The sequence below is a fragment of the Paenibacillus humicola genome, assembly GCF_028826105.1.
GTDB lineage: Bacteria > Bacillota > Bacilli > Paenibacillales > Paenibacillaceae > Paenibacillus_Z > Paenibacillus_Z humicola.
Genome location: NZ_JAQGPL010000001.1, coordinates 718,094 through 741,323, shown reverse-complemented (window position 1 = coordinate 741,323; position 23,230 = coordinate 718,094). Strand labels below are relative to the sequence as shown.

The following is a 23,230-nucleotide window of genomic DNA, read 5'->3' as shown; positions in this document are numbered from 1 at the left end:
TGCAATGAAACCACAATAAATACACCCAACCAGCCTCTTTCGAAATGAATAAAAATCCACAAGGGACCTGTTCTATGCAAGCCATAGCCATATGCCCCTCAATATTAGGATTTTACTGTACTCTCTTGAATCCATGAATCAATTGCGTCTCTATGAAACAATATCCTTCTTCGGATCCTCACGTGGGGAATCTGCTTCTCGCGCACCATCGTGTAAATGCAGTCAGTAGAGACGCCAAGATAATTGGACAATTCGATTACTGAAAAAACGGATCTTTCCTGGCTATTTGCTTTATGATGAACAAATTCTTCTATCTCATTTTCACAAGAATTTGCTTCATATTTATTCTGATTGTCGAGATTAAGGTTGACAACCCGCTCCTCTTCTAATTCCAATAAAAGTCTTAATAATTTTACTCGCAACAGATCATCAGTTTTCATGATTTCGCCCCTCAGTTTATTTAACTTCAAAGCCCTTACAATTTTCCTATTTGCCGATCATAATTCTTTGCGAAACAGTGATTTTAGAGATAAATTCAAGCTACGATTTATAGATTTTTTTCAATTCCAATAAGCATTCATGCCCATTTTAATCAACTTTTAACCAAACTTCTTTTTAACTACTCTCTGCTAAAGGATTTAAAGATTGGTGACCTCAGGCCGTTCGAGCTTTCCAGAAGTCGGAATTTCCATAGTAAATAGAGAATGTTACGATTTCTAGAGAAGCGGGTTGTGTAATGGCGGGTAATTATTAAATAAGGTGAATGTTGAAACCTTAAACGAAGACTTCTGGAAGTTACAGAGTCAATTATCTCAATATCGAGCACCCTACTTTCCAATCAACAAACCAATCCGTTTTTTACTTGACGAAATTACATAAAATTTGTAAACTAACATACAAATAATAAAATAATATAATAGTTAGGATGGTGACCAATGAGTTTGATCCCAATGTTGCTCGAAGAAAGAAAACGTCTTGCCGAAAGCATCGCAATTGGTACACTTAGAAACAATGAAAACAGAGAAAAAAACACCATGATTACAGCAAATCGTTTTCGCGGATCAAACTCAGATGAGGTTAATCAAGAAGTGTTTAGCTTCTTCAGCACAAATCCTAATTACCATATTAGTACCCACGAAGAGAACGGACATGCTCATATTCGCCTATATGCCAAACAGGAGCAAGTTCTATACGTGTTGTTGCGAGAAGGTACATATTTGAATGTAGTTAAAGAAGCTGATGGCAACAAAGATTCGGGTATTCATTACTTATTCGGGTATGCCAACACCATATATTTCGAAAGCTCTACTATCGAAGAAGAGTCCAAATCATCACCGTCACCTCAATTCGGACAACTCACATTGTTCGATGACGAATCCAGCCAAACGGCCTTCAGGAAACAACAAATACGCAATAGAGTTTCCGATGTTGTGGGTATCATCACGGAAATTAAGGATGTAATTCTCATCACATACGACATCAACAATAAGGGCGAAGTTATAATGCTCAATGCAAGGATTTTAAAACCTAACTTCATCGAAGACGCTGGGTATAAGGAAAACTGGAGCGAGCTCTTGGTCGATTATTCCGTCGCACCAAACACTGAGTTCTCCTCCACCTTCTCAATCGAAGAAGCAACCAGGGAACAAAGTAAAGAGCTTGATCTGCTCATGGGTATTAAGCCAAATATTAAAATAGAAGAAAACAAATAAGTCAGGGGACACGTTCATGGCTCGCGGGAACAGCTTTAATAAAGATCGGTTCAAGTCAGCAAGAATCTACGCGGGATATACCATATCAGAGCTAGCCGAACAATCGAACATATCCAAACAAGCGATATCTCAATTTGAGAACGGCAAAGCCAAGCCTACTCTTGAAACCATGATGAGCTTTCTCCCAATGCTGAAATTCCCAATGGAGTTTTTCTATGAGAAGGATCTAGTCAAGGATATCGAGATTGGCAATACCTTCTTCCGTTCGTTGGTCAGTGCCACGAAAAAGGCAAGACTCTCACAAATTGAGAAAACCAAATATCTCTCTGCCATTTGTGATTACCTTGAAAACTTCATCAACTTCCCGACCCTTAACCTCCCTTCTGTCCATGACCTTCTAGAGAGTGACGCTGAAAAATTTGATGATCTTAGGTCAATTAAATCTGATGACATCGAAAAGATCACACTTACTCTTCGCAATCACTGGGGTATCGGAACCGAGCCGATAGGCAATATGGTTCATTTACTAGAGAAAAACGGTTTGATTGTAACATCACTTGGAACTAACTCCGAGAAGATCGATGCTTTTAGCCAGTGCCAAATGATTGGAAATCGTGAACGGTACATTGTTGTTCTAGGCAACGATACACATTCAGCGGTTAGAAGACAATTCACCGCTGCTCATGAGTTAGCTCACATTATCCTGCACAATTGGAGCACCGATACCGAGGAATATTATGAAGAGCATCGATTAGTCGAAAAGCAAGCAGATAGTTTTGCTGGCGCTCTTCTACTGCCTAAAGAAGCCTTTATTAAAGACCTCCTCTACCCCATCAACCTTAATTTTTACGTTGAGTTGAAGAAGAAGTGGAACGTTGCAATTTCCGCGATGATTGTAAGAGCTTTTCAACTTGAGGTTATTACCTACAATCAGTATCAGCACCTAATGAGACAAATGAACTCAAAGGGCATGAAAATACGTGAGCCGTTGGACGAAAAGATTCCGGTTCCTCAGCCTATGGTTTTGCCCAAAGCAATTGATCTTCTTCTTGCAAATAAAATTGCCACTTCAAGGGAAATAATGAACGCAGGTGGGCTGAATCTCTCTCAAGAGATGGTCGAGGAATTGCTGGGTTTAAAAAGTGGTACGCTTAATAAGAGTGGTCAGAGTGAGGACGAGGTCTTGCTTTATCTTGCTGATCGTAAGAAAGATAAAAGAGCCAATAATTAATGGTTGGCTCTTTTAATATTCACCAAGTTAACAATATCTTGATCAAGCAAATTCATGTGGTTGTATGTTCAGTTAATGCAGCTTTTAAAAATGCAATGTCTCGCTTGATGTCTTTCGGCTTAATCGCGCCGAGAACTCTGTGTCCGACCTCAGGTGTCCAGTATATTTTCAGTTTTTCTCGAGCTCGAGTAATGGCTGTGTAAAAAATGCTATGAGTTATGTGGTCTTCGATTTCATCCGTGATAACAATTTTTACAGAATTGAATTCCAATCCCTGTGCTTTATGGATTGATACCGCATAGGCAACTTGGAATGGCACAACAGCTGTTATTGGAACTTCACGGTTTTCATCAACTTTTCTATGATCATCAACTGTAAAGCGGATTACTGAACGTCCCGACGCTGAATTCGGCAGAAGTTCAAAATCACAGTTCCGAGCCTCCAGTCCGTTAATCGACTTATCCACTTCGATATCAAACTGGATTTTGTCATCAACAAGTTTGATGCCCGCTATCCAACCTTTTATATTGTTGTAAATCACGGGCGTGAAACGATCAGATTCGTTAAACAGTATCGGGTCGCCGATTTTATACAGTTGGAGTCCCCACGGTACAGCGGGGTTAGGGTTAGCTTGTTGAAGGAAACGATTAATGTTATTTATCCCATAGAGACCGTCATAGTTGAGACATAAAATAATCTCATCTGGTTCTGCGGGTATAAATATCGAAGCATCCAGCGATGCTGAATACTGGTTTCTAGCTATTGTTTCGACTATTCTGTCATCCATACTGCGAACCCTATCCCATAACGTCTGCAGCTCCTCATTGTGGCTTCGGTATGGTTTAGTAAGCTCATTGATGGAGGATGTCTGTAAAAAGCCTTTTGCAGCACTAAACCAATTTCCGAACTGAATAGCTTCAATTTGATAAATATCACCTATTAAAACAAGCAGTTCAAACTCAGCTTTTACTAAGATATCTTTCATATCACCGTTGTTAACCGTGCTGCACTCATCGATGACCACGATATCATACTTTGTACGTATGCTCTGTTTCTTAATAAACTTTGTAACAGTCATAAAATCCGTATTGTCTGTTTGAACTGTAACTCTGCGTTTCATGTTATCAACGGCAGGATTTGTATTTGCTAAGTATAGTTTACTCTGATGCATAAATAGATTTGAAATATGGTTGATAAGTGTGGATTTCCCTGTACCAGCCGAACCATAGATAAGCGCAACAGATGACTGGGTGAACATCTGGCGCAAAGAGATTTTTTTCTCTTCACAGTCCACTGGGTGAACTGCCGAAGTGAGCCAACCGTCCACATAGTTAATATAGTTTTGAACGCCACCAGATGACAATTCGATCAGTCTCTGAATAATCCCTACCGTGTCATTTTCATAGCCAACTATGTAAAAATGACCGTTACGTTCTTTTAAGCGGCGAGCCTGATGCCGCTCATTCTTGTATAGTTTTCTGTTGAAGGTACTTACAAGCGCATCGATATCGCCAAACCGTTCAAGCTCCGCTCGCGGAGTATAGAGCTGTCCGTTCCTCTCTGTATTTTTGAGTACATATCGGGCAAGCATCTCGTGCATCCTGTTCGTCGTATCAAGACAGTCAAACAAATCAACAAGCCTCGGGTTGTGATGCAAAAGCGAGGTACTAAACGGCATCTGCTCAAAGGGAATACAGCCATAGGCCAAACGAAGCTGTGAAAGAAAGCGGTTGGAATCTCCAAGCTGATCCTCAATCACCTTGTTATTCATATGATAGAGTAGATAGCGAAGAACATTGCAACCGGTGCTATTGCTGCTAATAATCTCGCGGCTACGGTCGAACAAGTCAAAGAGATGACTAACCTTCGCATTGAAGGCCGCGAGAACTCTTGAACGGATTTGCCTATAATGCGCATCTTCAAAACAAAGCAGTTCCACAAGGTTAAACCCAGTCTGTGTCAAGAACTGCATCAATCCTCGCCCCTCGGCAGAGCCCGCATAGCCTGGCAAATGCTCTCCGAGAATATTAGAGAACTTCTCTATTTCAATCGGCCGAATTGCCACTTCCCAACTCACAATGATGAAAATGGGCATTGTCTTGCCGAGGATAGTGATATTGTCTGCGACCGTCCAAAGCTTTACGGCGTAGTATTTCGAGATGTCCCATTCAGTAAAAGCGATTATGCGGTCAAATTTGCTCGCTTTTCCGATTGCGGGGATGAAGGTGACTTCGTAGTAAATTCGTTGATTCACAAAGAAAGGCTTAACTTTGTGGATATAATATCGCAGATTAGTGGATGCGGCCATATCCGCATTATGATTTCTGCTGTTTAACCTCTCGGCTATTCTCTCGTAATACTCCTGTAGGTTTCTATCTGTATTTAGTGGGAATTTGTCCAGATTCGCAAGCACATCAAGCCCATGCTTAGTTTTCAGGAAAGCTTTGATTTTCAGCATAAACTCATAGTATTTCAGCATCACACGCTCTGAATCTTCGGGGTCAAGCGTATAGTGCGAAACAACACTTTGCAAATAGGCGTGAAACCTCGATAGGAATTTCAGTTGTCCCTTGGTCTTCACAAAGCTGATAGCCTGCTCTATGTTCTGATAATTGTATGTAGTAACATTGGCATGGGCATAGATTTTGAACATCGCATGCTCGACAAACGTCCGTAGATTGGACAGGATATCCTGCGAAACCGCCCCTCTACCCAAGGCGTCTAGGTTCTCAATATGACGACAAATTGCGGCATCACTTCTGTGAATTTGCTCGTCAATTTTACGAATTGTTTCGGGATCGGTGGTCATTTGTTTACCCCATTTCTTAGGCTTCGCTTGTCGTCACCAGTCAAGAGCAGGACCAAAGAAATCGCGGAGTGCAATGTGTTCTTTGGATCTGTGTTCGATATTTCCCATCACTCGGTGAAGAGCACATGTAATAGAGTTTATCTAGTACAATATTCCTATCTCAAGAATATCCTATTTCCATCTCAAATTCCACAAACAATTCCCAATTAAGACAATAGCCTCTGCCAAATGCAGGGGTTCATCCCAATTTCACACAAATGTCTTGTCCACATCCATTTATTCCCAATATCGCCGCTCATCGTCTCAATGAGCTGGTTAATTCGCAACTTGAAGTGGATCTTGGTTTTCGTGGTCTAAAACTTTATTTCGTATTATTAGGTCAGCCAGTTGATTACTGGTTGGCCTTTTTGCTTAGGCATCATATGATGGCGGTAGCCGGGAGAACGTAAACTTTATTGGGGCAAACCCCGTAGTGAAAACAGTTCTCCCACTACCCCAATGACCATGTTTGAGCTGGTAGAGACCGCGATCTCGTATCACAAGCGAAGCTATGGGTTTGGAACCATCGTGGGAGAACCGGCAAAACGGTAAATAAGGAGCATAGGATGAAACCAGTTGTAGGAATCGATGTGGCCAAAGGATCGAGTGTGGTTCAGGCCTTTGTAAGGCGGGATGAACCCTATGGGGCATTGAAAACCCTCATGCATGATGAGGGCGGTTTTGAACGGTTGGGAGAAGTACTGGACGAACTGAAGGCCGGTTGTTGTTTTGGAGGCAACCGGTCATTATCATCGCAGATTGGTCGCCTATCTCGTACGCGAGGGATATCATCATGTTGTGATCAATCCCCTGCAATTCAAACGCGCGAGGAGTGCGCAGCTTCGAAAAGTAAAGACGGACGCAGCTGATGCTTGGCACTTAGCGAACATGTATTACCGAGGCGATGTAACGCCACACCGTGCGTGGAAGGAGGTGTATACGGAGTTGCAGCATGTGACGCGTCCACATGCGTTCATCACCTCTATGTATGTTCAGGCGAAGTTAAACGCAAGAGTCTTGCTGGATCAGGTGTTTCCTGCGTACGAAAAGGTATTTAGTCAGCTGTTTTCCGCTATGGCCCTTAAGGTCTTGCAGGAATGTTTGAGCAGCGGGATAGAAAAGGTGGAAGACGTTATTCGAGAACAGGTAGGTAAATCCCATTGAAAGGTTTGGATCGGAGAGAAAACCGAACAGCTGAGACAAGCTCTACAGAATACATCCAACGATAAGAGTTCTTCCCAAAGTACGGTCTTGGCTGGAATGGTCTCTCTCTTGCTTGAATTTCAAAACCAGTTATGCCAACAGATGCTCAGCGACACTACCGGAGGTATCGTTATTGAAGACCGTTCCAGGAATAGGCGATAAACTTGCAGCCACAATTTTGGCGGAGATTGGAGATGCTCGTCAATTTGTGAGCGCGAAACAGTTGGTGGCCTATGCGGGACTGGATCCAGGTGTCTTCAGCTCGGGAAAGTTTGTCGCCTCCCATAACCGAATTACGAAGCGAGGTTCCAAAAGACTTCGAAGAGCGCTGTATCTGGCGGTTCAATGTGGATTACGACGCGGTGTTAACCAACGACTTCAGGATTATTACACTAAGAAAAAGAAAGAGGGTAAGCCCTACAAGGTGGCCGTGATCGCTTGCGCCAACAAGCTTCTCCATCACGTATACGCCATCCTCAGCAAGGCCAACCCTACCAGTGTGAGAATCGGTAGTAAAATCCCCAATATCATCGCTTGAAAATTCCCCACCCACCGCCGACATACTCTCCGGAGGGAGAGAGTCGAGATTGGTCAAGAACGGGGAGTTTTACAAGATGAAGGATATGAGGGAAAGAGGCATGAGCATCACACAAATCGCAGATGAACTGGGGAAGGATCGCAAGACGATTCGGAAGTGGCTGCAGGCAGGCGAGCCGGGGGGCTACCCAAAACGTAAGCCGACAGCGGGGAAATTGGACCCCTACAAAGATTACATAAAGCGCCGTATGGCGGAAGGCTGCCTGAATGCCATGGTCATCCTGGACGAAATTCGGGCGAAAGGCTATACCGGCGGCAGTACCATGCTTCGTCTCTTCATGCAGCCCCTGAGGCCGGCCGTCCTGTCGAAAGCGACCGAGCGGTTCGAAACGCAGCCCGGTGAGCAGGCGCAGGTGGACTGGGGCGAATTCAAAATTGAGCAAGACGGCCGGCTGAAAAGGCTGTATGCCTTCATCATGGTGCTGGGCTACTCGCGGGCGTTGTATGTGGAGTTTACGGAGGACAGTCGGCTGGACACGCTCATGGGTTGTCATTCGAGAGCGTTCGAGTTCTTCGGCGGCGTGACCCGAACCTGTCTGTACGACAATATGAAGACCGTCGTCACCGGGCAGGACGAAAGCGGCGAAACCATCTGGAATGAGCAGTTCGCCCGGTTTGCCGGGCATTACGGCTTCACGCTGCGCCGTTGCAAACCGTACCGGGCACGCACCAAAGGGAAAGTGGAAAACGGCGTCGGCTATGTACGCAAGAACTTCTGGCCGCGCATAAGCACCTTCACCGGACTGCAGGATCTCAATACACAGGCGCGTCACTGGATGGATGCCATCGCCAACCGGCGGCTGCACGGTACAACCTTCCGAGTGCCTTGGGAGATGTGGAAAGAAGAGACGCTCAGCCCGGTCACCGAGGTCCGCTTCGCCTACGCCGAGCGGCATCAGCGCAAGGTTTCGAGCGACTGCTACGTCTCATTCGAAGCGAATCGGTATACCGTACCGTTTCAGTACGTCGGCTCTGTGGTGGAAATCGAGGATGAGAAAAACGGCACGCTTCGTTTCTACTGCGGCGGAGAACTCGTCGCCGAGCATCCGAAATCCATGGGGCGGCATCAAATCGTCAGCAATAAAAAACACTTCGAGGGCATTCGCAGTACATCGAGTCGTCCGGTTGGAGAGCCCACGCCTCGTTATGTCCCACAAGCAGCACCAGAAGTGTTGGAACGCTCGCTTTCGGTCTACGAATCGCTCATGGAAGAGGCGGTGTTCCAATGATTCTGCAAGAGAGATTGGAGGCGGCGATCCGCCACTTTGGGTGGGTCCGCATACCGGAAATCATCCATCAGCACGCCGAAGAAGCGTCTAAAGCGAATATACCGTATCTGGAGTTTTTGGACAAGCTTCTGGCCGAAGAATTACTATTCAAGCATGACCGGTTCATTCAAACGCGAACGCGCCTTGCCCACCTGCCGTTTCGTAAGACGCTGGACCAGTTCGACTTTGCCTTCCAGCCGTCTGTTGACGAGCGCCGAATCCGGGATCTGTCTACACTCCGCTTTGTGGAGCACCAGGAGAATCTCATCTTCCTTGGTCCCCCGGGTGTGGGAAAGACACACTTGGCTGTGGCACTTGGGCTCGAGGCGATCAAGCGGCGGTACACCGTCTATTTCATTACGGCGCATGACCTGGTACAGACGCTGCAATCTGCTCATTTGACGAACACGATTAAGCAGAAGATCAAGATGTTCATCAAGCCCGACCTGCTCATCGTCGATGAGATTGGGTACCGCAAGATGGACGAAACAGCAGCTCACTTCTTCTTCCAGATTGTCTCGGAGCGATATGAGCGCGGCTCGATCCTGCTTACATCTAACAAAACATTCGGTGCCTGGGGCGACATCTTCGGTGATTCCGTGCTGGCTACGGCGATCCTCGATCGCCTCCTCCACCACTCCAGTACCGTCAACATTAAGGGCGAAAGCTACCGCATCAGGGAGAAGAAAAAGGCCGGCTTCTTCCGTCCTGAACCGTCAGGAGACGCAGAAGCCGACCGATGAATTTGGGGAATTTTCGAGTGATTGTTTTGGGGAATTTTCAACTGATGTTGACACCAGAACTAAAAAACCAAAATTACCCATTACCTTCACGCCAATGAAGGATTATTTGTCATGCTCAAAAACAGTATACCGGGTTTTAAAAATTTGTCTATACTAGAGGGCTTGACAACCATTAGCTGGTTTTCACAGAACCCTTGGAGAACCAGCTGCTGACTCAGAAGATTAAAAATAATCGCTCCTTTCAGCCGGCAACACTTGGTCGTAATACATACACCCTGTTCACTTGAAGAAGAACAAGATATCATACACATTGATCACAGTACATGCAGCCTGGGACTATATTTCTCGTCCAAAGACTTCATTCAATTAGGAGGTAGAGAACATGGCTAGATGCACGGCTCCAGTAAGGGGACATAGCTCAGCGAGTGCCGCAGCCAACTGCCCAGCGTGCAGTGGGCGTTATGGCCGCTATAGTGGTGGTGGCTACGGGTACTCGCCCCCTTCATACTCCCCGTCCCTGAGAAGTGGGGGAGGCGGAAGCAGCGGCGGAGGTTCCGGCCGCAGTGAAAAGCCGCGTTGGTCGAAAGTAGGTTCGTCCGTGTCGTACACGCTTGCAGAAATTCGGGCACTCACACCAGTCCGCAACAGCGTCGAATACCTGGCAGAGAAGGACCTTCGGGACGTCTTCCTCTGCCATGCGTGGGACGACCGGCGGGGGGCCGCCAAGGAGCTGCACGATCTGCTTGAGTCACGTGGTGTCTCCGTCTGGTTCAGCGAGAAGGACGTTGGCCTCGGCGTGCCGTTGCTTCGCGCCATCGACAAGGGCTTGGCGAACTCGCGAGTTGGGATTGTGCTGGTGACCCCTGCGCTGCTAAAACGTCTGCCAGCAGAGGGCATCGCCGACAAAGAACTTTCGGCACTCCTCGCTGGTGAACGGCTCGTTCCGATTGTGCATGAGACAACTTATGAAGCTCTCCGCGAAGTCAGTCCCTTGCTCGGATCACGAAGCGGCCTGAACACTGCAGAAGAGCCAATGGCAGACGTCGCGGCCAAGCTCGCAGAGCTGGTCGCTCTCTAAGCTCTGTTGTCTACTAGAGGGTCCGCATAAATATAAAGTATTGACTGGATGTATTAAGTCCGCGCGGTTTTTCGAATTGCAAAACCGTCAGACTCCGAGAAATAAGTATTAGACTGACCCGAAAAAACGAAACAGCAGCAGCTATGGACGAGAAAATAAAGTCCTATACTGCTGCTGTTTTATTGAACTCCCTCGGTACGATTTAGTTTTCTCACGATACTCGCTTATTCGCAGGATTTCACCCTTGCAAGAAATACAGAAAGAGAGTATGAGGAACCTCGTAATAGACCTGGACAACATGAAGGCGTGAGGAAAGAAAGGGGGAGGTTGCCACCCCATATCCTTCCATATACTGCACGCGTTCTCCACGCCGCCCCTGGAGGTTTTCACTCCCATGTCTCAACGGGTCTATGCCCTCTCATTCCTTCGTTACGCCTTTCCAAGGGGTGGAGGCCGGTCTTGCTATCGTTACGGGTCGGTGCCCTTTGGTTCAATACATCCGGTACTTCGTGCTTTCTTTGAAATCCCGCGAATAAGCCACTATTCGTAAATTGAAGCGGTAGGTAGAAGTTAAGCTGCTAGCAGCATTGGCATCGTCTTATGAGGGTCGTAAGCTTCTCCACGGCGGGCCATTCCAACTAAGATTCGAGCTAACTTACCACACAGTTTCATGATGGACCTCATTTTCTTCATCTTCTTCACTTGCACATTACGAGCATGCAAGGCTTTGAATTCCGGATTGTTTGCGACCAAACTTATGGTCATCATGAAGATGAAACGGCGGAGACGAGATCGTCCACGTTTGCTAATCTTCATCTGTCCGGTCCATTTGCCTGAGCTTGCTTCCGCAAGGTTAAGGCCAGCATGCCGCAGCAAGGCATTCCCGTGAACAAAGCCGCTCAGGTCGCCTGCCTCGCCTAGAATACCGGCAAGTGAAATGGCACTTATCCCTTTAACAGCAAGCAGGGATTTTGCAAATGGAATCCGCTCTAAAACAGAAATGATCTCCGTTTCTACAGTTTTTAGCTGCATGCAGGCAAGATCGTACTCATCGAGTAACTGCTTCAGATGTAGCCTGTAGGCATGGGCGGCTTGGTTCGTACCAACAGAGTTGCGTGCAAGCGAGATAAGCGCTCGAGCTTTTCGTTCGCCAGAATGCCGTTTCATAAGGGACTTCCAGCCTCGTACGATGTCTAAGGGCTGTAATTTACTCAGTTCATCGGGTGTTGGGAAAAGACGTAGTGTGGCCAGTGCACCGACGCACATAAGGTTCTTGAAGACTTGCCGCAGCTCTGGGAAAACAACGTCGACCCACCGATGGATTTGATTCTTGGCACTGACCAGCCTCGTCACGACAGAGTCGCGATTGGAGAGAAAGACACGCAATTCTTCAAAGGTCTCGGGTGTATTGCGAATAAACGAGTAGTAACCGTTTTTGACCATGTCCGCGATGACGAGAGCATCCTTTTTGTCGCTCTTGGATGGCGTATTGTCACGGTTTTCTTTGTTCTTTTTCACAAGATGTGGATTGACGAGAACGACTTCAAATTGGCGCTCTGAGAGCCACCTAGAAAGGTTCAGCCAGTAGTGCCCGGTAGGTTCCATGCCAACAATGGCTGCTGTTAGGCCATGCGCGGCTTGTAGCGAGAGCATCCACCGATGAAGGTTATGAAATCCTTCTTCGTCATTTGAGAAGGAAAGTGGATTACCAACTACAATTCCACGAAAATTAACAGCACGCGCGACATGTGTTTGCTGGGCGATGTCGATCCCGACGACCAGATGATGAGCGGTAATTTTTTCAATGAGTTGATTTTGTTTGTCCTGCGCTTTAAACTTCATAGTAGAGCGTCCTCCTGGATGATGGGATTTTAAGGGCTATGACCCGTTGCGTACTCCCATCGTACCGAGGTGCTCTTCTTTTTTCAAAGACGAAATTAATCCATTTACAGGAATGCTAACGTTTCCCGTCAGGCTTAAAGCCTGCTCCGCAATCTACAAACTTATTTACAATGTCTAAAGATTAATGACGAAAGCCGCCAACTGCGTAATAAGCATGGCGGCTTTCTTTCATGTCGGATTGTTCTTTAGGAGATGCTTCCATATTCCTAACCCATCATTAATTCCGGCGTAATACAGCCATTGACGCTCTACTGTGAGCCTATAATTCATAACTTCTTCCTATTCGAGAACCCATTGAAATGCCTCTCGCGGGAGTACTTGTTTCAGTTTCTCTTCAATCTCATTCTGTCTTTTTTGAAACGCCTTTACCTCATCCAAATACCCAGCTTCCCTTGCTTTCTCTAAAAAGCGCTCGTCAAATGCAGGAGTCATCCATTCTGGCAAAGGTAGCTGTGGCAACATAATCCCCTCCCGCGATAAGGTCATCGCGTATTAATCATAAGCTCTGAATTTCTTTAACTATTTCCTGGCGCCGCTCCGATGTCGTTCCGGCTTTTCCTGTTCTACACCGAGCTTGCAGTGAAGTCTTGTGATAGATAAAAACATTTGCGTCTGCATATCGTCCAGTTCAAGACCGATTAGAGAAGTACAGTAAGATTGACTTACATTATGACAAGTTTGAACAACGGACGTCATTTAAAAACCTCCCAGGAACACGTTTGTTGCATGTTACCTTGATAGGACTGATTACTCAAGATCATATATGTAGGGGTTCTAAGCATTCCTCAAGATAAAAATAGAGCAAGTCATCATTAACGTTATAACCCACAAAATGTACGTCGTAGACAAAATGTCTACGAGAAAGTCACTGCGAACTCCCACAAAAAAGCTGATGTCTACGGTAGTCTACGAACTTAGACATAACAAAAGCCCAGACCGCATGAGGTCGGGCTTTTCATGGTGGAGGCGAACCGCGGCTCTTCAAAACCACAATTCGCCGCCACGATAGCAACTTTGGGGTAACGTGGCCTAAATTTTAAACTCTTTTAGCTCTTCGGAGTAGCAATCTAGTACATTACCATATTGAGCTTTAAAGGTATCAATATCAGTATTTAGATAATGTGCTGCGGTGCAATCTGAGATGTAGTTATTTTTGTAAGCTAGGGCGACCAATCCCGCAAAAAGCCCTCTTTTATGGCTAGGCGTTTCATGAATAGGGAAATAATCAGTCATATAGTTCTCACTTGCCAACCAATGATCTGAAGGTCTAAATTGGATATTTGAATTTGGGACAAGCTCTCCATAATTTCGCAAGTGATATTTAGCAGCTGTTACACTAATTCCAAATGTTTCAACAACACTCCTCAAGCCTTGTTCCCCTGTACCATTTTGCCTATAAACCTTAGAAACCAATGCTTGCGGGGCTAAAAACTCAACTGAAAAAGCATTAGCCCTTTGTTCCACATAATCACCAAGTTCTTTCCAGTTTTGTTCAAATGAAGAGTATTCATCTAAACGCAAATCCTCTAAAAAATCATCAGGATCCCAAAGAAGATGACCTAATTCATGTGCAATGGTTAACCTTTTAGAGAATACATTAGATGTGTTTAATCCATTAATATTAATAACTATTCCCCTACAATTTTCAACTGATAAAATTGCGCCTGCGATGGATGGAGATAGGCTGGCTTGAATTAGTGGAATTTCAAAGTACCCTTCGCATAATCCTCTTAGTGAAGGAACTTCTATCCCTTTAATATTCAAGGTTTTTCTGAGATGTCCACCAAGATAATATCCGTGTTGCCATGCAGGATAGCCTGGTGATCCATAATTACTACTTTTTTCAACCCTCTCCCAAATCAACTCATTTTTATCTTTAAGCAGTTTTACTAATTCTGTTTGCCTCTTGATAACCCAACTAGCCTCAGTTAAAGTCAGGATATCTTTACGACTTAGTCTTGTTGCTGATTCAGCAGCTATTGTTTTTAAGCGTATTGCTAGCCGCTCCCCACTTTGCTCATTGGACAAAGATATTCTCTTGTCATCCAAGCCAAGTTTTTGGGCAACCTTATTTATTATACTTATCGGACTTCTAAATTCCGGATCCTCTAAGTTAACCAGTTGTTCCAAAGAAACCTCCAAATACCTAGTAATATCCGAAAATTCTAAGCCTAATTTCTCACGTCTTTCCTTAAAAGTTCTTGCTGGCTCCTCAATATCGTGGGCAATAAATATCACTTTTTCATCAATAGCCTTCAGTAACTTCTCAATCCCAAAAATATCCAACGCTTCGAAAGCTGTTAGAATTTGGCCTTTTGCTCCGGAATTCCAATCACCTAAAACAGCAAGATGATCCTGACTTCTAACGAATTTAACACTCGAATATAAAGCATATTCTTTGAGATTCTTACCTTCCAAACCATCACCAAATACAAGTTTAGCTTTATCTAACCAATCCATAGATATCACCTTGATCTCCCTCTAAATAACCTCACCGGACCATCAATATCTTCATCCCAGCCAAAATTAACGACTTCGTAATTACAGTTTGAGAACCACTCAGCAATCTTATCTAGTTCATCTTTATTTCTAGCTCTATATCTGCTTGAACCTCCGGAAATCCATATGACATTGCTACTACCATCAAACCAAACCTCTCCGCCACAGTACGCATCCTTACCACCTGTCAAGTTTGTATGGGAAACACTATTTCTTGTTAACTTTTGACCTGTCTCGCCATTTTCGAGTATTAATGGTACAGTTTCTTCGGTAATAACCCATAGATATTTATTAACACCATTAAACTCATCGTAACTTACAGGTGGTGAACCTGCCTCAATTATCTCCATTTCGTGGTACAAAAATTCAATAAGTCCATCCTCTGGCTGCAATTGCTGTAATTCATCATCATATTTCTTGCGCTGCAAGTCGGGTGGCCTAATACTAAATAGTTCCTTATATTCAGTAAATGCGTCACACTCCACAATTTTACGAATCGTCATCTCCGCCATCTTTTCCCCCGCACCTTTAATCGATCAAATAGTCACTTTAATACATTCTACATTAGTACTACACTTTATGGAATATGTTTTTGGGAAATTAATCCACCAAAGTAGTTTGCTGTTCATTACTTTGGACGTTGTTGTGTTAGGAAAGCACTGCTAGGCCCATGTATAAAATCAAACCCAGCGGGCCGAATTTTTTGCTAGAATGATCATGTTTTTGAATTCCATTTGCCTCCAAAGTGTTTGTTAATAACCATAGGCTGCAAGTATATGAGATACGTGGTTATGTATGTCTTTCGGAGGCTTGGATCTATTCCGAGGAAAAGCAAAAATCCACTACCTCAAGCGGTAGTGGATTTACATGGTGGAGGCGAGGGGATTTGAACCCCTGTCCCAATAATTGAAAACGCCCGATTCAAGAATCAGGCATCTCCCAATTAATCTATTAATTCGTCAACAATCAGTCAACTCTACTATTTCCTCGCCTCCGTTTCACACTATTAGTTCATCTGTACTACTCCCCAAACCCGCTCCACTATTGCAATCTCAGCCATCTGTACCATTACTCACTAACAAAGCCACCGATTCTACGTGAACGGTATGCGGAAACATATCCACCGGCTGCACCTCGACGGTGGAATACCCGCCGTCCTCCAGCACACGCAAATCCCGCGCGAGGGTCGACGGGTTGCACGAGACGTACACGACGCGCTTTGGGCGCATGGCGAGGATGGTGTCCAGCAGCGCTGGGTCGCAGCCTTTGCGCGGCGGGTCGACGACGATGACGTCGGGGACGATGCCGTCCTTGCGCCAGCATGGGATGACGGTTTCGGCTGCGCCGGCTTCGAACGAGGCGTTGGCGATGCCGTTCAGCGCGGCGTTGCGTTTCGCGTCCTCGATCGCCTCGGGGACGATTTCGACGCCGTAGACTTGGCCTGCTTGGCGCGCGAGGAAGAGCGAGATCGTGCCGATGCCGCAGTAGGCGTCGATAACCGTCTCCGTGCCGGTCAAGCCTGCGTATTCGACCGCTTTTCGGTAGAGCGCGACGGTTTGGGCAGGATTGACCTGGTAAAAGGAGCGGGCGGAGATGGCGAAGCGGATGCCGTCCAGCTCGTCGTAAATGACGTCGCTGCCCCATAGGACGCGCGTTTCCTCGCCGAAAATGACGTTGGTGTTCTTCGTGTTCACGTTCTGCACGATACTTCGCACGTCCGGCAGCGCGGAGCGGATGCCTTCGACAAGCTCCTCCGTCTGCGGCAGCTTCCTGCCGTTGGTGATCAAGACGACCATCGTCTCGCCGGTGACAAAACCGGTCCGGACGACGACGTGGCGAATCAGGCCGCGGCCACTCTCTTCGTCGTAAGCGGTGATTCCGAGGCGGGAGCCGAGCGCTTTGACCCGCCGCACCGCTTCGTCGTTGCGCTCATGCTGGATCAGGCAGGCGTCCATGTCGATGATGCGGTGCGAGCCGCGCGCATAGAAGCCGCCGACCAGCGAGCCGCCAGCGCCGTCGTTGACGTCCGCCATCGCCATGCCGATCGGTACCTGCGCCTTGTTGCGGTAGCGCCAAGGCTTGTCCATGCCGATGGTCGGATGGACGACGACACTTCGGCTCGCGACGCGACCATTTTGGTGGTTAACGGATGGCGCATTCCTGTCGTTTTCGGTGCGATCCGGTCCGCCGCCTGCAGATGGCGCAGCAACGCTGTCCGCCGCCTTGTCCTTCAGCCTGCCTGCAGCTGCCGCATCGTCGCCATCAGCCGCCCTGTCCTTCAGCCTGCCTTCAGCCGCCGCATCGCCGCCGTCAGCTGCCTTGTCCTTCAACCTGCCTGCAGCCGCCGCATCGCTTCCGTCCTCCCCCGCAACGGTCAGTTTCCCGATCCGCACAAGGTTATCCACGACGTGCTGCCGCTTCCAGCGGAGCTGGGCGGCGTAGTCCATGTGCTGGAGCTGGCAGCCGCCGCACTGCTTGTAGATCGTGCACGGCGCGTCGACGCGGTCGGGGCTGGCCGTCTCGATTTGCAGCAGCTTGGCGTAGCCATACTGCTTTTTCACCTTGAGCACCTTGGCCCGGACGCGTTCGCCCGGCAGCGCTCCCTGTATAAAAAGGGTAAAGCCGCTTGCGCGGCCTACCCCTTCGCCTTCATGCGTCAAGCCGACGATATCGACGACGACTTCATCGTTTTTCGCGACTGGCACGCCGCTGCTGCTTTTCATCGTTTAAACCCGCCCGCTTTCTGTCCGTCCGTTAAAATGTCGTTTCTTATCGATATGTCGATTCGCCCGCTTCGTCGACAAAAATCCGCAAATGCTTGGGCAGCACCGTGAACGTGCACGGCAGCGTGCCGCCGTATTCGCCGTCCAGGTTGAGCTGCACGTAATCCGGCGTCGTGACGAGCATCTCCCTCGTCCGAAAATGGATGATGTGCGGGTCGTTCAAATGCTCGCCGCGCAGCGCCAGCGACGCCAGCCGGATGAACTCCGCCAGGTTGCATTTGCGGAGCACCAACACGTCGAACAGCCCGTCGTCCAGCCGCGCGTCCGGGGCGAGCTTCTCGAAGCCGCCGACGGAGTTGCTGTTGCAGATCAGGAACATCATGATCTCGTCGTGAATTTCGCCGACTTCGCTCGCCTGGAGCCGAAGCTCGGTCGGGCGGAGACGGGTCATTTTCTCCAGGCCCTTCATATAGTAAGCGAGCTGGCCGATCATCGTCTTCAGCCTGCTCGGCACCTCGTACGTCAGCTCCGTCAGCGAACCGCCGCCCGCGATGTTGATAAAATAGCGGTTGTTCGCCCGACCGAGATCGATCGCACGCACGTACTGCTGCGCGATCAGGTCGACCGCGTATTCCCAATGCTTCGGGATGCCGAGCGCCCGCGCAAAATCGTTTGTCGTACCGAGCGGCAAAATGCCGAGCGGCGGCCGGTATTCCTTTTCCGCCAGGCCGTTAATCACCTCGTACAGCGTGCCGTCGCCGCCCGCCGCGATGATCATATCGAAGCCGCGGTCCGCCGCCTCCGCCGCGGCGAGCGTTGCGTCGCCTTCGCTCATCGTCGCATGGCAGCTCGTTTCGATGCCGCTCCGCTCCAGCCGCTGCAAAATATCCGGCAGCCTCCGTTTGATTTCTTCCCTGCCCGATGTCGGGTTATAGATCAGTCTTGCCCGTTTAATGTCCATTACCTGCCACCTCCGGCACGTTTCAACCCGCCTGCAAAACCGAAGCCCGAACGCCAAAAGGAGCCCCGCATCGCGGCGCGTCGGTTGCAGCGCAGCCGGCACGGATGCGAGGCCGGACGTATTCGGCCCAATCCCCGGTTCGTACTTGAACGAAAGGCCGGCGCTTGGCTCTACTTTCGTGGAACGATTTTCCTGTTGCAACGCCTCGGTCTCGAAAACGGCTGAAACGGCCTGCCGCCTTTCCTGCCAATTGCTTCCTCTATAGTGTCGTCCTTTTATTCTATTCTATTCGGATCCCGGTTCTCAAGCCACGCGGCAATCTGCCCGCCCATCCATTGTGAGATATAGGGGCTCGGGAGCATCGCCCGCCCGTTGTAGCGGTACTGGAGGCCTGACAGCCTTGACGGGATCACGGTACGCGTAAAATAGCCGACGCTCAGGAAAAGCGGTACGACGATGACGTTTTGCCCCGGACGTTTCCGCTGCAGCGCGCGCAGCTTGCAGGCCGCCTGGTCCGGCAGCAGCATCGCGGTGTCCGCGCCGGCGAAGCCGCCTCCCTGCCGCATCCGCTCCGCGAGCCGCGTCATGCCGCCGCGCCACCGCGCGAAGAAGCCGGCTTCGCGCGAGCCGTGCGCGACCAGCAGCAGCCGCTCGCGCTCCGGCGCCTCCGACAGCTCGCGGATATTCGCGAGCAGCAGCTCGGCAATGTCCGCATCATCGTCGATCGGCTGCCCGAAATGCACGCGCATGCCGCCGCAGCGCAGCGGCTCAAGCTCCCCCGCCCGCGCCGGCGACACCGGCGGCAGGCCGAACGCCTGCGCGATGTCGTCCACATGCGTGCTGCCGGACGACACAAAGAGCGGAAGGACGTAAAGCTCCGTTACGCCTTCCGCTTCCAGCCGGTCGAGCCCGTCTTGAATGAGACGGCCCTCGACAATTTCCAAAAACGACGAGACGACCGGCAGACGCCGGTCGTTACTCGTTTGCCCGCCGATGCTCGGCTCGCTGCCAGAAACCGGCGGCTGGGAGCCAGCCGACGGCGTACGGCCGTCTCCCGTTTGCACGCCAATGCCCGGCTCGCTGCCGGTAACTGGCGGTCGGGAGTCTACCGACGGCGTACGGCCGTCTCCCGTTTGCACGCCAATGCCCGGCTCGCAGCCGGTAACCGGCGGCCGGGAGCCAACCGACGGCGTACGGCCATCTCCCGTTTGCCCGCCAACACCCGCCAGGCCGGTGAGCCAAAACACTTCCGCCTGCGCGGCGGCGGCTGCGACCGCTTCTTCGACGAGCCGTACCCATTCCGCCTCGCGCGAGCCGTGGCTGATGACCAGAACGCCCGGCTTCATACCGTCAGCGCCCCGCGCGCTCCAGCGCCATTTTGTACCCGTCGTTGCCGTAGTTGAGGCACCGCTTCACGCGTGAAATGGTCGCCGTGCTTGCGCCCGTCTCCGCTTCGATCTGGCTGTACGTGCAGCCTTTGCCCAGCATGCGCGCCACCTCCAGCCGCTGCGACAGCGACTGGATTTCGTTTACCGTGCACAAATCGTCGAAAAAAATATAGCACTCCTCGACCGTTTTCAGCGTCAAAACCGCTTCAAACAGCTGGTCGATCGCCTTGTCGTTCAGCTTTTTCAGCTGCATTTGCCCGTCACCTCTGCAAGAACTAATAGTCTCATTGTATCGGTTCGGCGCCGAATTTTCAAGCATTACCGCATTCAAGCTTTACAGGACAGAAGAACCGCTTCGGCAAAAGATTCACGTTTTCGCCGGCTTTCTCATAGCCTCATAAACGAAAGCGAGTGCGCTTGGCGCCCTATGAGGCCTGTCATGAAGGACGAACGTCCCGGTCCAACCGGACAGTCGCGGAGAAAATTTGGCCCGATACGGGCATTCGTCCAATCCGTATGACTGCCCAGCCCATAGACTGTTAGAAAAAGCCAAAGGTTGTGATTCCGCGTGAAATACCGCTACAGCCCGCCTTACCGCAGCTTCGCCCAGCCGTTAGGCGGCCAAAGTCAGGGTCAGAGCCCGTACCCGGGCATTTCCGATCCGTTTCAGGGCGGGTTTCCGAATACTTCCGGGGGCGCGGGTCCGTTCGAAATCTCCCCCTTGCAATCGACTACGCCGGGGATTGTCATCCAGCCCGCATCGGGGCTTCTCCCTGCCGGCTCCGAGCTGGTGGAGTCCGTCGCCGGCTCCGGCTCTTCCGGCAAAAGCGGCTCCAAGCTCGCGAACAGCCTGAACGATCTGAAAGGCATGATCGACCGCCTTGGCGGGGTCGACGGCATTGTGAATACGATGCAGAAGGTGCAGAAGGTCGTCGGCAGCCTCCAGCAGATGGCCCCGCTCCTGAAGGTGCTCGCCGATTCCTTCGGGAAAAAGAAAGCCGCCGCAAGCGCCGACGACGACCTCGTGCCGGCGCGTCCGCGGCGCAGAAAGCGCCGTACCGGCGCATCGTCGCAGCAGCGCCGCAGAGCGCGCCGGCGCAAACGCCGTTAACGGCGCGTCTTGCCTCGGCCGTGCAGCGCCAGGCGCGGCACGCATACGCCGTTAACGGCGAGCCCGCCCTGGCCGCGCAGCGCCAGGCGCGGCACGCATACGCCGCTTGCGGCGCGCCCTGCCCTGGCCGCGCAGCTCAAGGCGCGGCACGCAAACGCCGCTTGCGGCGCGCCATGCCCTGGCCGCGCTGCGCCAGGCGCGGCTTAAGCCGCGTGCCTTACGCCCGCAAACGCCGGGCGCCGTCTCAAACCGCACTCGGCCCCAAAAAAGGCCGGCTGCCCTGCGGCCGCTATTTCGTGAGCGGCGTGCGTGGCAGCCGGCCTTCGGGCCGTTACATAAAAAGCGCAATGACGCGGTAGATCAAGGCCGCGATAATGGCCGTTACCGGAATCGTGATGATCCACGAAATCACGATCCGCCCGGCGAGGCCCCATTTGACGGCCGAGAAGCGCTTGGCGCTGCCGACGCCGAGGATGGCCGACGTGATGACGTGCGTCGTGCTGACGGGCAGCTTCGTAAGCGTCGCCGTCAGGATGACCGACGCCGAGGTAATATCCGCCGCGAAGCCGTTGATTGGCTCGATTTTGAAAATTTTCGTCCCCATCGTCTTGATGATTTTCCAGCCGCCGATCGAGGTGCCGAGCGCCATCGAGCTAGCCGCCGCCACCTTGACCCACCAGGGCACGTCGAGCGTGGACTGCAAATTGGCCGCCACGAGGGCGAAGGTGATGATCCCCATCGCTTTCTGCGCATCGTTCGTGCCGTGCGTGAACGACTGGAAAGCCGCCGTAATGATCTGGCCGGTCCGAAACCCTTTGTTGATCTGGTGCGGGCTCGACTTGGCGAATATCTGCTTGAACAGCCACATGACGATGAAGCCGATCGTAAACGCAATGAGCGGCGAAAAAATGAGTCCTTTGATGATATCCGTAAATCCGCTGTAATTGATGCCGCCAAAGCCTTCCGCACTGACGACCGCTCCCGCTAGAGAGCCGATCAGCGCATGGGAGGAGGAGGACGGAATGCCGAACCACCAGGTAACCAGGTTCCACAGAATGGCGGACAGGAGCGACGCGATGACGATCTCGACGCCGTGCTCCAGCTTGGCCGGATCCGCCACCTTGCCGCCGATCGTCTTGGCGACGCCGGTGAACAGCATCGCGCCGACGAAGTTCATGATGGATGCGACGATGATGGCCACCCGCGGCGAAAGCGCCCGTGTGGAGACCGAGGTGGCGATCGCGTTCGCCGTATCGTGAAAGCCGTTGATAAAATCGAACGCGAGCGCGAGAAAGATAACGATGCCGACGAGCACGTATATGTCCATAACCGCTTGTCTCCTACTCCTTAACTGTTGCGCATGATGATCGTTTCAAGCGTGTTCGCGACGTCTTCGCAGTAGTCGGTCGTCTGCTCGAGACGCTCGTAAATTTCTTTTCGTTTGACCAGCTCGATCGGATCGACCACATTGGCAAACAGGCTGGTAATGCAGACGCGGAGCAGGTCGTCCGCCTGGTTCTCCAGCTCGTTGATATGAATGGCCGGCTCGCGGATCGCCAGCAGCTTCTTCTCGGTCAGCAGGTAAATCGCCTTCTTGATCTGCTGCGCACAGCGGAGCAGGTTGTCGGCGAACAGGCGAATGTACTCGTCCGGCGCCTGGATATTATACATTTCAAAACGGGAAGCGCAGGCTTCGATGCCGTCGAGCACGTCGTCGAGCGAAGTCGTCAGCGCCATGATGTCCTCGCGCTCGATCGGGGTGATGAACGTTTTGTTCAGCTCCGTCAAAATCGTATGGACGTGGCGGTCGGCTTTGTTCTCGTATTCCTTCATCGTTTTGGCGAATGCCGTCAGATCTTCCAGATTCGAGACGTTCTGCTCGAAATAGCCCACGGCCTCCAGAATCGTGTCCGCCATCGCTTCCAGCGTCGTAAAAAACACGTCTTTTTTCTTGAACATCGGTATC

At 50.2% G+C, this 23,230-nt stretch carries 18 protein-coding genes and 1 pseudogene; 7 read left to right on the top strand and 12 right to left on the bottom strand.

Features of this window, described 5'->3' with window-relative positions; all coding sequences use genetic code 11:
* Window positions 1-104 precede the first annotated feature (104 nt).
* Window positions 105-440, bottom strand: coding sequence for a helix-turn-helix domain-containing protein (locus tag PD282_RS27330; RefSeq protein WP_338045155.1), 336 nt, complete (start codon window positions 438-440; stop codon window positions 105-107).
* 495 nt (window positions 441-935) lie between these two features.
* On the opposite strand from PD282_RS27330, the gene PD282_RS03480 reads away from it, so the two are divergent.
* Both PD282_RS03480 and PD282_RS03475 read left to right on the top strand, forming a co-directional pair.
* Window positions 936-1,712: a DUF5986 family protein gene (locus PD282_RS03480; RefSeq protein WP_274648994.1), complete on the top strand. Its 777-nt coding sequence runs from the start codon at window positions 936-938 to the stop codon at window positions 1,710-1,712.
* Window positions 1,713-1,728: 16 nt separating this feature from the next.
* Entirely contained in the window at window positions 1,729-2,943 is a 1,215-nt protein-coding gene (locus PD282_RS03475; protein WP_274648993.1) for a helix-turn-helix domain-containing protein, read from the top strand.
* A gap of 52 nt (window positions 2,944-2,995) precedes the next feature.
* Here PD282_RS03475 and PD282_RS03470 read toward each other — a convergent pair whose 3' ends face one another.
* Window positions 2,996-5,752: an ATP-dependent DNA helicase gene (locus tag PD282_RS03470; RefSeq protein WP_274648992.1), complete on the bottom strand. Its 2,757-nt coding sequence runs from the start codon at window positions 5,750-5,752 to the stop codon at window positions 2,996-2,998.
* A gap of 605 nt (window positions 5,753-6,357) precedes the next feature.
* Between PD282_RS03470 and PD282_RS27555 the strand changes: the two are divergent.
* The 4 genes and pseudogenes from PD282_RS27555 (at window position 6,358) to PD282_RS03440 (ending at window position 10,680) form a co-directional block, all read left to right on the top strand.
* A pseudogene (locus PD282_RS27555) lies at window positions 6,358-7,532 on the top strand (IS110 family RNA-guided transposase).
* Window positions 7,533-7,608: 76 nt separating this feature from the next.
* The gene (gene istA / locus PD282_RS03450; RefSeq protein WP_274648990.1) at window positions 7,609-8,820 is read left to right on the top strand and encodes an IS21 family transposase; all 1,212 of its coding nucleotides are present in this window, start codon (window positions 7,609-7,611) and stop codon (window positions 8,818-8,820) included.
* Window positions 8,817-9,602, top strand: a complete 786-nt coding sequence (istB, locus tag PD282_RS03445; RefSeq protein ID WP_274648771.1) for an IS21-like element helper ATPase IstB — start codon at window positions 8,817-8,819, stop codon at window positions 9,600-9,602. The genes istA and istB overlap by 4 nt, the downstream gene beginning before the upstream one ends.
* 598 nt (window positions 9,603-10,200) lie before the next feature.
* Window positions 10,201-10,680 carry a toll/interleukin-1 receptor domain-containing protein gene (locus tag PD282_RS03440; RefSeq protein ID WP_274648989.1) on the top strand — a complete coding sequence of 160 codons (480 nt, stop codon included), beginning with the start codon at window positions 10,201-10,203 and terminating at the stop codon, window positions 10,678-10,680.
* 570 nt (window positions 10,681-11,250) lie between these two features.
* On the opposite strand, the gene PD282_RS03435 is transcribed toward PD282_RS03440, so the two are convergent.
* The 8 genes from PD282_RS03435 to PD282_RS03395 all read right to left on the bottom strand — a co-directional run bounded on the left by PD282_RS03435 (window position 11,251) and on the right by PD282_RS03395 (window position 20,406).
* Window positions 11,251-12,522 (bottom strand): IS110 family RNA-guided transposase, encoded by a 1,272-nt coding sequence (locus PD282_RS03435; RefSeq protein WP_274648988.1) that lies wholly within the window; start codon window positions 12,520-12,522, stop codon window positions 11,251-11,253.
* Between the two features lie 339 nt (window positions 12,523-12,861).
* Window positions 12,862-13,044, bottom strand: a complete 183-nt coding sequence (locus PD282_RS03430; RefSeq protein WP_274648987.1) for a hypothetical protein — start codon at window positions 13,042-13,044, stop codon at window positions 12,862-12,864.
* Between the two features lie 567 nt (window positions 13,045-13,611).
* Window positions 13,612-15,042 carry an ImmA/IrrE family metallo-endopeptidase gene (locus tag PD282_RS03425; RefSeq protein WP_274648986.1) on the bottom strand — a complete coding sequence of 477 codons (1,431 nt, stop codon included), beginning with the start codon at window positions 15,040-15,042 and terminating at the stop codon, window positions 13,612-13,614.
* A gap of 5 nt (window positions 15,043-15,047) precedes the next feature.
* Window positions 15,048-15,593, bottom strand: a complete 546-nt coding sequence (locus PD282_RS03420; RefSeq protein ID WP_274648985.1) for a hypothetical protein — start codon at window positions 15,591-15,593, stop codon at window positions 15,048-15,050.
* A gap of 540 nt (window positions 15,594-16,133) precedes the next feature.
* Window positions 16,134-17,804, bottom strand: coding sequence for a 23S rRNA (uracil(1939)-C(5))-methyltransferase RlmD (gene rlmD / locus PD282_RS03415; protein WP_274648984.1), 1,671 nt, complete (start codon window positions 17,802-17,804; stop codon window positions 16,134-16,136).
* Between the two features lie 46 nt (window positions 17,805-17,850).
* Entirely contained in the window at window positions 17,851-18,765 is a 915-nt protein-coding gene (locus tag PD282_RS03410; RefSeq protein WP_274648983.1) for a diacylglycerol kinase, read from the bottom strand.
* 275 nt (window positions 18,766-19,040) lie between these two features.
* A complete protein-coding gene (locus PD282_RS03405) occupies window positions 19,041-20,111 on the bottom strand; it encodes a sirohydrochlorin chelatase (RefSeq protein ID WP_420832267.1) in 1,071 nt (356 codons plus the stop codon).
* Window positions 20,112-20,115: 4 nt separating this feature from the next.
* Complete coding sequence (locus PD282_RS03395) at window positions 20,116-20,406, bottom strand: YerC/YecD family TrpR-related protein (protein ID WP_274648982.1); 291 nt, start codon at window positions 20,404-20,406, stop codon at window positions 20,116-20,118.
* Between the two features lie 315 nt (window positions 20,407-20,721).
* On the opposite strand from PD282_RS03395, the gene PD282_RS03390 reads away from it, so the two are divergent.
* The gene (locus PD282_RS03390) at window positions 20,722-21,264 is read left to right on the top strand and encodes a hypothetical protein (RefSeq protein WP_274648981.1); all 543 of its coding nucleotides are present in this window, start codon (window positions 20,722-20,724) and stop codon (window positions 21,262-21,264) included.
* A gap of 331 nt (window positions 21,265-21,595) precedes the next feature.
* On the opposite strand, the gene PD282_RS03385 is transcribed toward PD282_RS03390, so the two are convergent.
* The gene (locus tag PD282_RS03385; protein ID WP_274648980.1) at window positions 21,596-22,591 is read right to left on the bottom strand and encodes an inorganic phosphate transporter; all 996 of its coding nucleotides are present in this window, start codon (window positions 22,589-22,591) and stop codon (window positions 21,596-21,598) included.
* A 20-nt stretch (window positions 22,592-22,611) separates the two neighbouring features.
* Window positions 22,612-23,223 (bottom strand): DUF47 domain-containing protein, encoded by a 612-nt coding sequence (locus tag PD282_RS03380; protein WP_274648979.1) that lies wholly within the window; start codon window positions 23,221-23,223, stop codon window positions 22,612-22,614.
* Window positions 23,224-23,230: the final 7 nt, after the last annotated feature.

Excerpts from the sequence above, each read along its gene's own strand:
- PD282_RS27330 (WP_338045155.1), bottom strand. The coding sequence starts at position 440 with ATGAAAACTGATGATCTGTTGCGAGTAAAATTATTAAGACTTTTATTG.
- PD282_RS03480 (WP_274648994.1), top strand. The coding sequence starts at position 936 with ATGAGTTTGATCCCAATGTTGCTCGAAGAAAGAAAACGTCTTGCCGAA.
- PD282_RS03475 (WP_274648993.1), top strand. The coding sequence starts at position 1,729 with ATGGCTCGCGGGAACAGCTTTAATAAAGATCGGTTCAAGTCAGCAAGA.
- PD282_RS03470 (WP_274648992.1), bottom strand. The coding sequence starts at position 5,752 with ATGACCACCGATCCCGAAACAATTCGTAAAATTGACGAGCAAATTCAC.
- istA (WP_274648990.1), top strand. The coding sequence starts at position 7,609 with ATGAAGGATATGAGGGAAAGAGGCATGAGCATCACACAAATCGCAGAT.
- istB (WP_274648771.1), top strand. The coding sequence starts at position 8,817 with ATGATTCTGCAAGAGAGATTGGAGGCGGCGATCCGCCACTTTGGGTGG.
- PD282_RS03435 (WP_274648988.1), bottom strand. The coding sequence starts at position 12,522 with ATGAAGTTTAAAGCGCAGGACAAACAAAATCAACTCATTGAAAAAATT.
- PD282_RS03430 (WP_274648987.1), bottom strand. The coding sequence starts at position 13,044 with ATGTTGCCACAGCTACCTTTGCCAGAATGGATGACTCCTGCATTTGAC.
- PD282_RS03425 (WP_274648986.1), bottom strand. The coding sequence starts at position 15,042 with ATGGATTGGTTAGATAAAGCTAAACTTGTATTTGGTGATGGTTTGGAA.
- PD282_RS03420 (WP_274648985.1), bottom strand. The coding sequence starts at position 15,593 with ATGGCGGAGATGACGATTCGTAAAATTGTGGAGTGTGACGCATTTACT.
- rlmD (WP_274648984.1), bottom strand. The coding sequence starts at position 17,804 with ATGAAAAGCAGCAGCGGCGTGCCAGTCGCGAAAAACGATGAAGTCGTC.
- PD282_RS03410 (WP_274648983.1), bottom strand. The coding sequence starts at position 18,765 with ATGGACATTAAACGGGCAAGACTGATCTATAACCCGACATCGGGCAGG.
- PD282_RS03405 (WP_420832267.1), bottom strand. The coding sequence starts at position 20,111 with ATGAAGCCGGGCGTTCTGGTCATCAGCCACGGCTCGCGCGAGGCGGAA.
- PD282_RS03395 (WP_274648982.1), bottom strand. The coding sequence starts at position 20,406 with ATGCAGCTGAAAAAGCTGAACGACAAGGCGATCGACCAGCTGTTTGAA.
- PD282_RS03385 (WP_274648980.1), bottom strand. The coding sequence starts at position 22,591 with ATGGACATATACGTGCTCGTCGGCATCGTTATCTTTCTCGCGCTCGCG.
- PD282_RS03380 (WP_274648979.1), bottom strand. The coding sequence starts at position 23,223 with ATGTTCAAGAAAAAAGACGTGTTTTTTACGACGCTGGAAGCGATGGCG.